The following is a 12,533-nucleotide window of genomic DNA, read 5'->3' on the forward strand; positions in this document are numbered from 1 at the left end:
CTTTCCGGCTTCCCCAGCCTTGCCTACCGGCATTGCTCTGGAAGTGGCGCGCATTCTAGGGAGCCTTTTGAGGATCGTCAACCTCTCTGTAATTTTTTTTTAAAATCAACGACTTCAAGCAAGAAGGTGATGAACATCTATCAGCATCACGACCAAGGCACTACACTCGGGCGAATTTTCGGTTGCCGAGAGGTTGTAGCGATGTCCCCCCTGGTGATTACCCTGCTGATTGTCGGCGGCATTTTCATTCTGATCGCCATTGCCTACATCAACCACATGGTCGAGAACAGCAAGCTGGAGAAGGCGCGTTTCAAGGCCGATCTCAACGACCGCCTGCGCCGCTGCGCCGACCTCTCGGAGTCCATGCCCGGACAGCTGATGACGCCCCAGCTGAAGCTGCTGCTCTGTCGCCTGCAGCTGTACTTCAGCGAGCGGTTACTGGCCCTGGACAAGAGCGCTGCCAGCAAGACCCGCGTCGACGACCTGCGACAGCTGATCGCCCAGGGTGATTCGATCGCGGTGCGCAATCCGCCGCAGCCGGTGCTCAACGAGGCCAAGGCCAAGGAAGTGCGCTTTCAGCTGGAAAACCTGCACGGCCAGATCACCCGCTGCACCCAGGACGGGATACTGCAAGCCAACGAAAGCAAACAGTGGCTGAGCGAAATCCGACACATGCTCGCGCAGCTGCACATCGAATTCTTCAACAACCTGGGCCAGCAGGCCCTGCAACAGAGCCACCCCGGTCAGGCGCGCCTGGCGTTCGAACGCGGGGTTCAGTATTTGCGCAAGCAAGCCGACCCCAGCCGCTATCAGGCACAGCTCAGGCAACTGGAGAACCAGCTGGCGCGCGCCAATGCCATGGTCCTGGAAACGGTTCAGCCGGTCGCCGACGAAAACAGTGAACTGACCCAGGGTCTCAAGGAGCTGGAAGGCGATGACTGGAAGAAGAAGAATATCTACGACTAGCAGACGGCCACACTTCGCCCGCCACCAATCGGATACGAACAACCCATGAGCCTGACAGTCTACGGCGCACCCCTCTCGCCATTCGTCCGCAAAGTTCGCCTCTACCTGTTGGAAAGCGGCCTGGACTACCAGCTGGAGATGGTCCTGCCCTTCGGCCAACCGGCCTGGTATTACGAGCTCAATCCGCTCGGCCGCATTCCGGCGCTCAAGGACGGCGACTTCAGCCTCGCCGACTCCAGCGTCATCTGCCACTACCTGAACGACAAGTACCCAGAGGCTAGCGGCCTGCTCGGTGACGGCGCGCAGCAGCGGGCGCGGGTGAACTGGCTGGAAAAATATGCCGACTATGAACTGGCGCCACTGTGCACCTTCGCCGTCTTCCGCAACCGGGCGCTGAAGCCGAGCATGGGTCAGCCGTGCGACGAGGCGGCCGTGCGCGCTGCGCTGGACGAGAAGCTGCCGCGTCATTTCGACTATCTGGAAGGCCTGCTGGGCGACGCCGACTACCTGGTCGACGACCGCCTGACCTTGGCCGACCTGGCAATCTGCAGCCAATTGATCAACATGGAGCACGGCGGCGAGCGGCTCGATGAAGGGCGCTGGCCGAAGCTGGCGGCGCACTATGCGCGCATCAAGGCGCGTCCATCTGTAGAGGCGGTACTGCCCGGTGAGCAGAAGATGCTCGCCAAGCTGAGCGGCAAAGCCTGAGCCGACCTTCAATAGGCCGGCCCATCGGTTCGGGCCGGCATGAAGCGCGGGCTTAGCAGTCGCTCAGCCGCAGGAACGCCGCGGCCAGGCGCTCGATGCCGGCCTGGTCCTGCGCACTGAAGCGCGCCAGGCGGGGGCTGTCCAGATCCAGCACGCCGATCAGCCGCCCCTCCTTCAGCAACGGCACCACCAGCTCGCTATTGGACGCACTGTCGCAGGCGATATGCCCGGCAAAGGCATGCACGTCCTCTACCCGCTGGGTCTGCCGGCTGGCCGCGGCCACCCCGCAGACCCCGCGACCGAAGGGGATGCGCACGCAGGCCACCTTGCCCTGGAATGGGCCCAGCACCAGCTGTTCTTCCCGAGCCAGGTAGAAGCCGGCCCAATTGAGGCCCTCCAGCTCCTGAAACAGGAAGGCCGAGAACTGCGCGGCGTTGGCGATGAAATCCCGCTCATCGGCCAGCAACGCCTCCAGTTGCGCCTGCAGCAGCGAGTAGCCTTCCAGCCCTGAACCGGTGTCTTGCAAATCGATCATCCTCGTACCTCCAAAAGCTTGAGCCCCACCCAATGCCGGGCGAACTGGTAGGCGCAACGGCCGTTGCGGTTGCCGCGCCCCAGCGCCCAGCGAATCGCCGCCTTTTCCAGGTCTTCGCTCCACTGCCAGTCCAGCGCCAGGGGCGTTGCCTGCGCCTCGATCCAGTGACGGACCACCGCCAGATAGTGTTCCTGAGTAAAGGGATAGAAGGACAGCCACAGGCCAAATCGGTCGGACAGGGCGATCTTGTCCTCAATCGCCTCACTGGGATGCAATTCACCGTCGACCATCTGCGAGGCCGCGTTGTCGCTGTGCTTCTCCGGCACCAGGTGGCGACGGTTCGAGGTGGCGTACAACAGCACGTTCTCCGGCGCCCGCTCCAGCGAGCCGTCCAGCACGCTCTTCAGCACCCGGTAGTCGCCCTCGCCGGCCTCGAACGACAGGTCATCACAGAACAGCACGAAACGCTGGGGCAATTTGACCAGTTGCTCGACCACCCGCGGCAGGTCTGCCAGGTGATCCCGCTCGATCTCGATCAGGCGCAGGCCGACCGCGGCATGCTCGGCCAGCAGCGCGCGAACCAGCGACGACTTGCCGGTACCGCGCGCGCCCCAGAGCAAGGCGTGGTTGGCCGGCAGGCCCTGGACGAACTGGCGCGTATTGCGCGCCAACTGCTCGCGCTGGGTATCCACGCCGATCAGGTCGCCCAGGTCTAGGTCGAGGCTGATCTGCAGTGGCTGCAGGTAGCCACCACGGCCCTCACGGTGCCAGCGGGCGGCCAGGCTCTGTTGCCAGTCGATGGCCGCGCGCTGGGCCGGCAAATAGGGCTCGAGGCGCACGAGCACGGCCTCGGCTCGCTGTAAAAAACTGCTCAAACGGGAATCCACGACGCACTCCTTGAAAGTGATCCCTGCCAACTGCCAACTGCCCTTGCCGACTACGGAAGCGGATGGGCTATGCTTGGCAGGCGAATGGATACGAGACAGCCGGCCCTATGGACATACCGCTCAACCAACGCCTGTCGTTCAAACAGGCCGGCTTGACCGTGTTGGTGGCGTTCCTCCTGGGTACCGTCCTCAGCGTGGTGCAGGTGGGCATCGATTATGCCAGTGAAGACGCCTCCATCAACCGCGAGATTCGCGCGCTCATGGAGATCAGCCACAATCCCGCCGCGCGCATCGCCTACAACATCGATGCCGAATTGGCCCAGGAGCTGGTCTTTGGTCTGCTGCGCTCTCCGGCGGTCATAAGCGCCAGGATCATCGACAACAGCAACCTGACCCTTGCCAGCGTCAGCCGTCCGGCCAGCAAGAGTCGCTACCGGCTGTTCAGTGACTTCCTGTTCGGCGCACGACGGCAGTTCGAAGCGCCCTTGTTCGTCACTCATGCCCCGGAGGAGGCGCTAGGGGTGCTGCACCTGGAGGTCGACACCTACGCCTTCGGCAACCACTTCCTGCGCCGCGCCGTACTTACCCTGCTGACCGGTTTCGCCCGCAGCCTGCTGCTCGCGCTGATCCTGCTGGTGCTGTTCTACTTCACCCTGACCAAACCGTTGGTGGAAACCATTCGCGCCCTCAGCGAGCGTGACCCGAAGACCCCGGATCGCAAGAAGCTGCCCTGCCCCCCCGGCCATGAGCGCGACGAGATCGGCACGCTGATCGAAGTCACCAACCAGCAGTTCGCCAGTATCGCCTCGGAGATCGAGCAGCGCCGCGAGGCCGAGGACCGCCTGACCCAATACCTGGGCGAGCTGGAGACCATCGTCTCGGCCCGCACCGCCGAGCTCAAGGCAGCCAACGCCCGCCTGCTGCAATCCAACCAGGAGCTGGACCAGGCACGGCATACCGCACTGGAAATGGCCCAGGCGCGCTCGACATTTCTGGCCAACATGAGCCATGAGATCCGCACGCCGCTCAACGGCCTACTGGGCATGCTCGGCCTGTCCCTGGACGGCTCCCTGAGCCATGAACAGCGACAGCAACTGTCGATCGCCCATGACTCCGGCAAGGTGCTGGTCGAGCTGCTCAACGACATCCTCGACCTGTCGAAATTCGAAGCCGGTCAGCTAGAGCTTGAGCACATTCCCTTCGATATCGCCGGGCTGGTCGAAAGCACCGCCAGCCTGCTCTCGCAGAATGCCGCGCCAGACGTCGAGCTGACCTGCCTGATCGATCCGTTGCTGCCCACCCAGGTGCTGGGCGACCCGACCCGCGTTCGGCAGATCGTCAGCAACCTGCTGTCCAACGCCCTGAAGTTCACCCGCACGGGGCGCGTGGATGTGCGCGTCGAGCGCAACGCGAACGGCGTCCGGGTCAGCGTGCGCGATACCGGCATCGGCATCGCCGAGGACTCCCAGGCACGTATCTTCCAGCCCTTCGCCCAGGCCGGCGCCGGCATCACGCGCCAGTTCGGCGGCACCGGCCTGGGCCTGGCGCTGACCCGCCACCTGTGCGAAGCCATGCACGGCCAGCTCAGACTGGCGTCCAGCGAGGGCTTCGGCAGCCGCTTCTGCGCCAGCCTGCCGCTGCCCAGCCACGCTCCCGCCCAGCCCTGGCCAAGACTGAGCGGGCGGGTGATCGCGCTGTGCTCGGCCGGCTCCGGCCTGAACGAACAGCTCGACCTGTTGCTGCCCCACTGGGGCCTGGACTACAAACGCCTGGATGGCGATACCGACGCAGCCCAACTCAGCGCCGACCTGCTGATCAGTGATACTGCGCAAGGCCTGACCGAGCTGCGCGCGACCTGCAGCCTGCCGGTACTGCTGGTGACCGCCTACGGCAGCTTCCTGCCCGGCGAGCAGACCCAGCCCTTGGCGCCCATCCAGCAGCTGGCGCGCCCGCTGTCGCGTCAGGCGCTGTACCAGGCCATCAGTCGCGGCCTCGATCAGGCGCCGACAGGCGCGCCCGCCCCCACGATGGTCAGCGTCGAGATCGAACGCCAGGCCCGGGTCCTGCTGGTCGAGGACAACCCGGTCAATCAGCTGGTGGCCAAGGGCATGCTGATCAAGCTCGGCTGCGAGGTGATACTGGCCAATCATGGCGCCGAGGCGCTGAACCAGTTGCAGCAGCATGAGGTCGACCTGGTGCTGATGGACTGCAACATGCCGGTAATGGACGGCTATGAGGCCAGTCGGCGAATTCGCCAGGGCGCTGGCGCTGACTCGCTGCCGATCATTGCCCTGACTGCCAACGCCCTGCCGGACGAACGCGAACGCTGCCAGGCCGCGGGCATGAACGACTACCTGGCCAAGCCGTTTCGCCGCGAGCAGCTCGCCGCCCTGCTCGACCAGTGGTTGCCGGTCAACTCAGTTCAATGATCCGGTCGAGCAGCTGCCCTACACGCTCACGCAGGTCGACCAGCCCGTCCAGATCGACACCTCGCTCGCAGAGCAACTGCTGCTTCAGTTCGACAGCGTTTTGACGTAGCGCAACGCCGGCTGCGGTCAAGGCCAGATGAACCTCGCGCTCGTCCGCTCGGGAACGCCGGCGCGCCAGCAGCCCCAACTGCTCAAGGCGCTTGAGCAGTGGGGTCAGGGTGCCGGAGTCGAGCTGCAGGCGCTCACCCAACGCCTTGACGGTGGGCTGCACCGGCGGGCTCCTGTGCCACTCCCAGAGCACCAGCATCGCCAGGTACTGCGGGTAGGTCAGGTTCAGCTGCTCGAGCATGGGGCGATAGGCGCGAATCACCGCCCGCGAGGCGGCGTACAGTTTGAAACACAGCTGATTGTCCAACTGCAGCGGATCATCCTGCGCCACTACGCCCGCGCTCATTTGAGCAATGCTTCGATCTCGGCGCTCAGGTCTTCAGGCTTGGTGGCCGGGGCGAAACGTTTGACCAGCTTGCCGTCGCCGCTGAGCAGGAACTTGGTGAAATTCCACTTGATGCCCTGACTGCCGAGCAGGCCCGGGGCGCGCTTCTTCAACTGCACGTAGAGCGGGTGAGCCTCGGCGCCATTGACGTCGACCTTCTTGAACAGCGGGAAACTCACGCCGAAATTCAGCTCGCAGAACTCGGAAATCGCCCCCTCGTTGCCCGGCTCCTGCTTGCCGAACTGGTTGCAGGGAAAGCCCAGCACCACCAGGCCCTTGTCCTTGTATTGCTGCCACAGGCTTTCCAGCCCCTTGTACTGCGGTGTGAAGCCGCACTTGCTCGCGGTATTGACCACCAGCACGGCTTTACCGCCGAAGTCGGCGAGGGTCTTCTGCTCGCCCTTGATGGTCGTGCAGGGGATGTCGAACAGTTCGTTGCTCATGTTGGCGATCCTTGGCTTGGGAAAGTGGAGGGACTATAAATAGCAAGCCATTAAATTGCACACAACTTAATTACCTGTAAATAGAACTCACTGATGCCGGGCCACAGCCACCGCTGGCAGATTCGCCGCGCCGCGACGAACCCGCTGAGCACCCTACTCCTCGGTGCGCGGCACCAGCTTGAGCGACACCGAGTTGATGCAGTAACGCAATCCGGTTGGCTTGGGGCCGTCGGGGAATACGTGACCCAGATGGGCATCGCACTTGGCACATTTGACTTCGATACGGTGCATGCCATGGCTGAAATCATCCCGACTGGCAATTGCGTCCTGGCTCACCGGCTGGAAATAGCTGGGCCAGCCGCTACCGGAGTCGTACTTGGCATCGGAGTCGAACAGCGCCGTGCCGCAGCAGGCGCAGAGGTAAGTGCCCGGGGTCTTGCTGTCATGGTATTCACCGGTAAAGGCCCGCTCGGTGCCACCCAAGCGACAGACATGGTACTGCTGCTCGGACAGTTCTTCGCGCCAGGCTTCCAGGGGTTTTTCGAGCTTGTCCACGGCCGTTCTCCTCAACTTAAAAAAGCCCGCCCAATCGCTTTGCCAAGATCGGGCCGCCACGTATCATTCGACCCCAGTCTGTCACCCGCGTTACAAGCTGCCAAGGTTCGCCCAATCGAGTCTTTTACAGCGCTTTTCCGCGGCGTTCCTCAATCTCGGGATCATCCACATGCAGGTCAGCAAATCGAACAAGCTCGCCAACGTCTGCTACGACATCCGCGGGCCGGTGCTCAAGCACGCCAAACGCCTGGAAGAGGAAGGCCATCGCATCCTCAAGCTGAACATTGGCAATCCGGCGCCGTTCGGTTTCGAAGCGCCAGAGGAAATCCTCCAGGACGTGATCCGCAACCTGCCGACCGCCCAGGGCTACAGCGACTCCAAGGGCCTGTTCAGCGCCCGCAAGGCGGTGATGCAGTACTACCAGCAGAAGCAGGTGGAAGGCATCGGCATCGAAGACATCTACCTGGGCAATGGTGTCTCCGAACTGATCGTCATGGCCATGCAGGCCCTGCTCAACAACGGCGACGAGGTGCTGATCCCGGCCCCGGACTACCCGCTGTGGACGGCCGCTGTGGCGCTGTCCGGCGGCAAGCCGGTGCACTACCTGTGCGACGAGCAGGCCGGCTGGTTTCCCGACGTGGCCGACATGCGCGCCAAGATCACCCCGAACACCAAGGCCCTGGTGCTGATCAACCCGAACAACCCCACCGGCGCGGTGTACTCCAAAGAGGTACTGGAAGACATCGTCGAACTCGCGCGCCAGCACAACCTGGTGCTGTTCTCCGACGAGATCTACGACAAGATCCTCTACGACGAGGCCCAGCACATCTCCACCGCATCCCTGGCGCCGGACGTGCTGTGCCTGACCTTCAACGGCCTGTCCAAGTCCTACCGGGTCGCCGGCTTCCGCTCCGGCTGGGTGGCGATCTCCGGGCCCAAGCATCGCGCCCAGAGCTACATCGAAGGCCTGGATATCCTCGCCAACATGCGCCTGTGCGCCAACGTGCCGAGCCAGCACGCGATCCAGACGGCGCTCGGCGGCTACCAGAGCATCAATGACCTGGTGTTGCCCAACGGTCGCCTGCTGGAACAGCGCAACCGCACCTGGGAGCTGCTCAACGACATCCCCGGAGTCAGCTGCGTCAAGCCCATGGGGGCGCTGTACGCCTTTCCGAAGATCGACCCCAAGGTCTGCCCGATCCACAACGACGAGAAGTTCGTCCTCGACCTGCTGCTCTCCGAAAAACTGCTGATCGTCCAGGGCACCGCCTTCAACTGGCCCTGGCCGGACCACTTCCGGGTGGTCACCCTGCCGCGGGTGGACGACCTGGAGCAGGCCATCGGGCGCATCGGCGCCTTCCTCAAGAACTACCGCCAGTAAGCACCCGAGCCGGCCACAACGCGCCGGTTCAGGCACCAGATGGAAGCTATGGATCTGCAGATAGACGACTTCTACAAGGACGCTGCCAGCGGCCTGCTGATGCTTTACCAGGTGTTTCCACGCAAGATGGCGCTGTACGTGGAAGACCTGATCGGCCGCGAAGAGCCCGACGAGTTCGGCTTGCCGAGCAAACGCCACCAGAGCTGCCTGAGTGCCCTGCTGTGGCTGGCCGAGGAAGGCTACCTGCGCTTCGACTCGACCATCGCCTACGACGCCCTGGACCAGGCGGTACTCAGCGAGAAGGGCTTTCTGCGCCTGAGCCGCGGCGTGCCGCACGCCCTGCCGGAAGGCGATGCCCTGCCGCCGAGCGTACGCCGGGTGCAGGCCAGTCTGGCGCAGCAACTGCGCGAAGCCTTGGCCCAGCAACACGGCGAGCGCCTCGCCCGGCTGACCCGCCTGATCTTCGCAGGGGCTCTAGCCGGGGCAAACGACACAGTTTGAAATAGTCCCTCGGTTGAATAGCCGAGGGGCTCGCCCTTATATAGCCGGCAGTATCGGACCATCTTTCCCCTGAGGAGTAGTTTCACACCATGATGCGCATCTTGCTGTTCCTGGCCACCAACCTGGCGGTGCTGATCATCGCCAGCATCACGCTCAAGCTGTTGGGCGTCGACCGCTACACCGGCCAGAACTATGGCAGCCTGCTGGCTTTCTGTGCGGTATTCGGCTTCGCCGGCTCGCTGATCTCTCTGTTCATCTCCAAGTGGATGGCGAAGATGAGCACCGGCACCGAGATCATCAGCCAGCCGCGCACCCGCCACGAGCAGTGGCTGCTGCAGACCGTCGAAGAGCTGTCCCGTGAAGCAGGCATCAAGATGCCCGAGGTGGGTATCTTCCCGGCCTACGAATCCAACGCCTTCGCCACCGGCTGGAACAAGAACGACGCCCTGGTCGCCGTCAGCCAGGGCCTGCTGGAGCGCTTCTCCCCCGATGAAGTGCGCGCCGTGCTGGCCCACGAGATCGGCCACGTGGCCAATGGCGACATGGTCACCCTGGCGCTGATCCAGGGCGTGGTGAACACCTTCGTGATGTTCTTCGCGCGGATCTTCGGCAACTTCGTCGACAAGGCCATCCTGAAGAACGAAGACGGCCACGGCATTGGCTATTTCGTCGCGACCATCTTCGCCGAGCTGGTGCTGGGCATCCTCGCCAGCATCATCGTCATGTGGTTCTCGCGCAAGCGCGAGTTCAAGGCCGACGAGGCCGGCGCCCGCCTGGCCGGCACCGGCGCCATGATCGCCGCGCTGCAGCGCCTGCGCGCCGAACAGGGGGTTCCGGTGCACATGCCCGACAGCCTGACCGCCTTCGGCATCAATGGCGGCCTGAAGCACGGCCTGGCCGGCCTGCTGATGACCCACCCGCCGCTGGAAGACCGCATCGAGGCCCTGCGCCAGCGCGGCTGAGCCGTCTGCAACGAAAAAGGGCGACCCGCGGGTCGCCCTTTTTCATGTCCGCGGTCAGCGCCGCGACAGCCGATAGACCCGCTCATCCAGGTACTGCAGGCCACGCTGACGAAACCTGCCGTTCTCCTCCAGCACATCCCGGCTCTCCAAAAACCGGAGCTGCCAGTCCTGGGCCAACAATCCCCGCACCTCGGCATCGCTCACGGCGAATGGCGGCCCGTCCATCTGTGCCTGCGCATAGTCCAGGGTGACCAGCAGCCCCCGCGTGCCGGGCGCCAGGATCGCGCTCAGGTGCGCGGCGTAGCGGACGCGCATCTCGGCCGGCAGGGCGATCAGCGCGGCGCGGTCATACAGCGCCGTGCAGCCCACCAGGTGCTCGGCCGTCAGCGCAAAGAAGTCGCCACACCACAGCTCGATATCGCCGGCGCGGTAGACCTCGAAATCCCCCTGCCGACTGACCTGCGGCTGCAGCCGCTGCTCGATGAAGAAATCCTCGACCGCCTTGCGCGCCAACTCGACACCCAGCACCCGATGCCCCTGGCCGGCCAGCCAGACCAGATCCAGGCTCTTGCCGCACAGCGGCACCAGCACCTGCGCTCCATTGGGAGACGCCAATCCAGGCCAGCAGCGCAACAGGCAGGGATTGACCTCCACCTGATGAAAACCAATCTGCCCCTGCGCCCAGCGCGCTTGCCAGAACTCCTCGTGCACGCCACCCTCCCGATTATTCGATTAAAAGATCCGGAATTTTATACTGGAAATCGATATATCCAGCCGCGAAGATGGCCCCATCCTAATGCAGGAGCCTTGGCCCATGCTGCCTTCGCTGTTTATCTCTCACGGCTCGCCCATGCTGGCCCTGGAGCCCGGTGCCAGCGGCCCGGCCCTGGCCCGCCTGGCCGCCGAACTACCCAGGCCGCGCGCCATCCTGGTGGTCTCCGCCCACTGGGAAAGCCAGGGACTGCGTGTCACCGGCGCCACAGCCCCGGAGACCTGGCACGACTTCCGCGGCTTCCCAGCGCAGCTGTACACCCTGCGGTATCCGGCCCCCGGCCAGCCGCAGCTGGCCGCTCAGATCGTCGAGCAACTTAACGCCGCCGGCCTGCCCGCCCGGGTCGACGCCGAACGCCCCCTGGACCACGGCGCCTGGGTGCCGCTGTCGCTGATGTACCCCCAAGCGGATATCCCGGTGCTGCAGTTGTCGCTGCCCCGTAGCCAGGGGCCGGCCCTGCAGAGCCGAATCGGCCAGGCCCTAAGATCACTGCGCGAACAGGATGTACTGCTGATCGGTTCCGGCAGCATCACCCACAACCTCGGCGAACTGGACTGGCACGCCGGCCCCGAGGTCATCGAACCCTGGGCCCAGGCATTCCGCGACTGGATGGTGGCAAAGCTGACTGAAGATGATGAAGCGGCGCTGCACGACTACCGGCGCTTGGCGCCGCAAGCCGCGCGCAATCACCCGACCGACGAACACCTGCTGCCGCTGTTCTTCGCCCGTGGCGCCGGCGGTAAGTTTCGCATCGAACACAGCGGCTTCACCCATGGCGCCCTGGGCATGGACATCTACAGCTTCTCCTGAGCCCCCGGCCCGCGCCTGGCCACAGACATAAAAAAGGCTATGTACCAACGATGTGTTGCGAGTACTAATCTAAACGGCAGAGTTCCAATCAGGAGGTCTGCCGATTATGGATACTCAAGCCTTTCACCACTGGCTGGCTCAACTGAGCCAACTCAGCGCCCATCAGAAATCTACGCTTCATCAGGCACTGCGGAACCCGCCGGCGACAGAAGTGCTCGATTGCCTGCCGGCGCTGCAGCGTTGCCCGCATTGCCAGACCAATGCGAATCAGCTTGCGCCCTGGGGTTGGTCGCGCAGTCTGCGCCGCTATCGTTGCCGTAGTTGTCGACGGACTTGCACCGCGCGCTCAGCAACAGGCCTTGCCCGCCTGCACTACCCCGAACGCTGGAAAGACTACGCCCAGGCACTGATTGACGGGCTTAGCGTGCGCAAGGCGGCCCAGGCATGCGGCATCAGCAAAAACACCGCTTTCCTCTGGAGGCACCGCTTCCTGGCTGCAGCGGCTGAGCATCACGCCACGCATGAGGCAGGGATTGTCGAAGTGGATGAGACGTTCTTTCTGGAGTCCTTCAAGGGCCAGAGGCAGTTGCCTCGGCCGCCCCGTAAACGAGGTGGGGTGAGCGTGACCCGCGGCACGGGTAAAGACCAGATCCCGGTGATGGTGGTGCGCGACCGGGAGGGCCACACCGCTGACTTCAAGTTGGCCAAGCTCGATGCCAATCATGTGCGAGAGGCGTTGATGCCGCTGATCGACCGGGAGGCCGTGCTCTGCAGTGACGGGGCGGCAGTCTATGCCAGCTTTGCCCGGGCACAGGGCATCACCCATCAGGTCGTGCATGCCCGCCCCGGCCAGCGAGTGCGCCAAGGCGCTTTCCATATTCAGAACGTCAACGCCTACCACAGCCGCTTGAAGAGCTGGATGACCCGCTTTCACGGCGTGGCCACCCGCTACCTCCCGAATTACCTGGGCTGGCGCCGCATGCTAGAGCGCTATCAGCGGAATATTCGGCCGGCTCACTGCATTCAGGAGGCGGTAGGCAGAACCCTGCAACACGCTATTGGTACATAGCCATAAAAAAGCCCCGCAGTGC

The 12,533-nt window shown here is 63.9% G+C and carries 14 protein-coding genes; 8 read left to right on the plus strand and 6 right to left on the minus strand.

Going from position 1 to position 12,533, the window contains the following annotated elements; genetic code table 11:
• Window positions 1-201 precede the first annotated feature (201 nt).
• Window positions 202-966, plus strand: coding sequence for a hypothetical protein (locus KDW96_RS03105; protein ID WP_255838952.1), 765 nt, complete (start codon window positions 202-204; stop codon window positions 964-966).
• 45 nt (window positions 967-1,011) lie between these two features.
• A complete protein-coding gene (locus tag KDW96_RS03110; RefSeq protein ID WP_255838953.1) occupies window positions 1,012-1,674 on the plus strand; it encodes a glutathione S-transferase family protein in 663 nt (220 codons plus the stop codon).
• Window positions 1,675-1,726: 52 nt separating this feature from the next.
• Here KDW96_RS03110 and msrC read toward each other — a convergent pair whose 3' ends face one another.
• A complete protein-coding gene (msrC, locus tag KDW96_RS03115; RefSeq protein WP_255838954.1) occupies window positions 1,727-2,209 on the minus strand; it encodes a free L-methionine (R)-S-oxide reductase MsrC in 483 nt (160 codons plus the stop codon).
• Complete coding sequence (locus tag KDW96_RS03120) at window positions 2,206-3,096, minus strand: ATP-binding protein (protein WP_255838955.1); 891 nt, start codon at window positions 3,094-3,096, stop codon at window positions 2,206-2,208. The genes msrC and KDW96_RS03120 overlap by 4 nt, the downstream gene beginning before the upstream one ends.
• A 107-nt stretch (window positions 3,097-3,203) precedes the next feature.
• Between KDW96_RS03120 and KDW96_RS03125 the strand changes: the two genes are divergently transcribed.
• Complete coding sequence (locus KDW96_RS03125) at window positions 3,204-5,525, plus strand: hybrid sensor histidine kinase/response regulator (protein ID WP_255838956.1); 2,322 nt, start codon at window positions 3,204-3,206, stop codon at window positions 5,523-5,525.
• Here KDW96_RS03125 and KDW96_RS03130 read toward each other — a convergent pair.
• The 3 genes from KDW96_RS03130 to msrB all read right to left on the minus strand — a co-directional run bounded on the left by KDW96_RS03130 (window position 5,509) and on the right by msrB (window position 7,016).
• On the minus strand, window positions 5,509-5,979 hold the full coding sequence (locus KDW96_RS03130) for a MarR family winged helix-turn-helix transcriptional regulator (RefSeq protein WP_255838957.1): 471 nt from the start codon (window positions 5,977-5,979) through the stop codon (window positions 5,509-5,511). The two genes, KDW96_RS03125 and KDW96_RS03130, sit on opposite strands and share 17 nt — an antisense overlap.
• Window positions 5,976-6,461: a glutathione peroxidase gene (locus KDW96_RS03135; RefSeq protein WP_255838958.1), complete on the minus strand. Its 486-nt coding sequence runs from the start codon at window positions 6,459-6,461 to the stop codon at window positions 5,976-5,978. The genes KDW96_RS03130 and KDW96_RS03135 overlap by 4 nt, the downstream gene beginning before the upstream one ends.
• Window positions 6,462-6,614: 153 nt before the next feature.
• Window positions 6,615-7,016 (minus strand): peptide-methionine (R)-S-oxide reductase MsrB, encoded by a 402-nt coding sequence (gene msrB, locus KDW96_RS03140; protein WP_255838959.1) that lies wholly within the window; start codon window positions 7,014-7,016, stop codon window positions 6,615-6,617.
• A gap of 169 nt (window positions 7,017-7,185) precedes the next feature.
• Between msrB and KDW96_RS03145 the strand changes: the two genes are divergently transcribed.
• From KDW96_RS03145 to htpX, 3 genes are all read left to right on the plus strand, one after another.
• A complete protein-coding gene (locus KDW96_RS03145) occupies window positions 7,186-8,397 on the plus strand; it encodes a pyridoxal phosphate-dependent aminotransferase (RefSeq protein WP_255838960.1) in 1,212 nt (403 codons plus the stop codon).
• A gap of 48 nt (window positions 8,398-8,445) precedes the next feature.
• Window positions 8,446-8,898, plus strand: a complete 453-nt coding sequence (locus KDW96_RS03150; RefSeq protein WP_255838961.1) for a hypothetical protein — start codon at window positions 8,446-8,448, stop codon at window positions 8,896-8,898.
• Between the two features lie 89 nt (window positions 8,899-8,987).
• Window positions 8,988-9,860 (plus strand): protease HtpX, encoded by an 873-nt coding sequence (gene htpX / locus KDW96_RS03155; RefSeq protein ID WP_255838962.1) that lies wholly within the window; start codon window positions 8,988-8,990, stop codon window positions 9,858-9,860.
• A 54-nt stretch (window positions 9,861-9,914) separates the two neighbouring features.
• On the opposite strand, the gene KDW96_RS03160 is transcribed toward htpX, so the two are convergent.
• Window positions 9,915-10,571, minus strand: coding sequence for a thiopurine S-methyltransferase (locus tag KDW96_RS03160; RefSeq protein WP_255838963.1), 657 nt, complete (start codon window positions 10,569-10,571; stop codon window positions 9,915-9,917).
• Between the two features lie 103 nt (window positions 10,572-10,674).
• Between KDW96_RS03160 and KDW96_RS03165 the strand changes: the two genes are divergently transcribed.
• Complete coding sequence (locus KDW96_RS03165) at window positions 10,675-11,442, plus strand: DODA-type extradiol aromatic ring-opening family dioxygenase (RefSeq protein WP_255838964.1); 768 nt, start codon at window positions 10,675-10,677, stop codon at window positions 11,440-11,442.
• Window positions 11,443-11,548: 106 nt separating this feature from the next.
• Window positions 11,549-12,511 carry an IS1595 family transposase gene (locus tag KDW96_RS03170; RefSeq protein ID WP_255837515.1) on the plus strand — a complete coding sequence of 321 codons (963 nt, stop codon included), beginning with the start codon at window positions 11,549-11,551 and terminating at the stop codon, window positions 12,509-12,511.
• Window positions 12,512-12,533: the final 22 nt, after the last annotated feature.

It is taken from the genome of Pseudomonas benzenivorans, from assembly GCF_024397895.1.
GTDB lineage: Bacteria > Pseudomonadota > Gammaproteobacteria > Pseudomonadales > Pseudomonadaceae > Aquipseudomonas > Aquipseudomonas benzenivorans_A.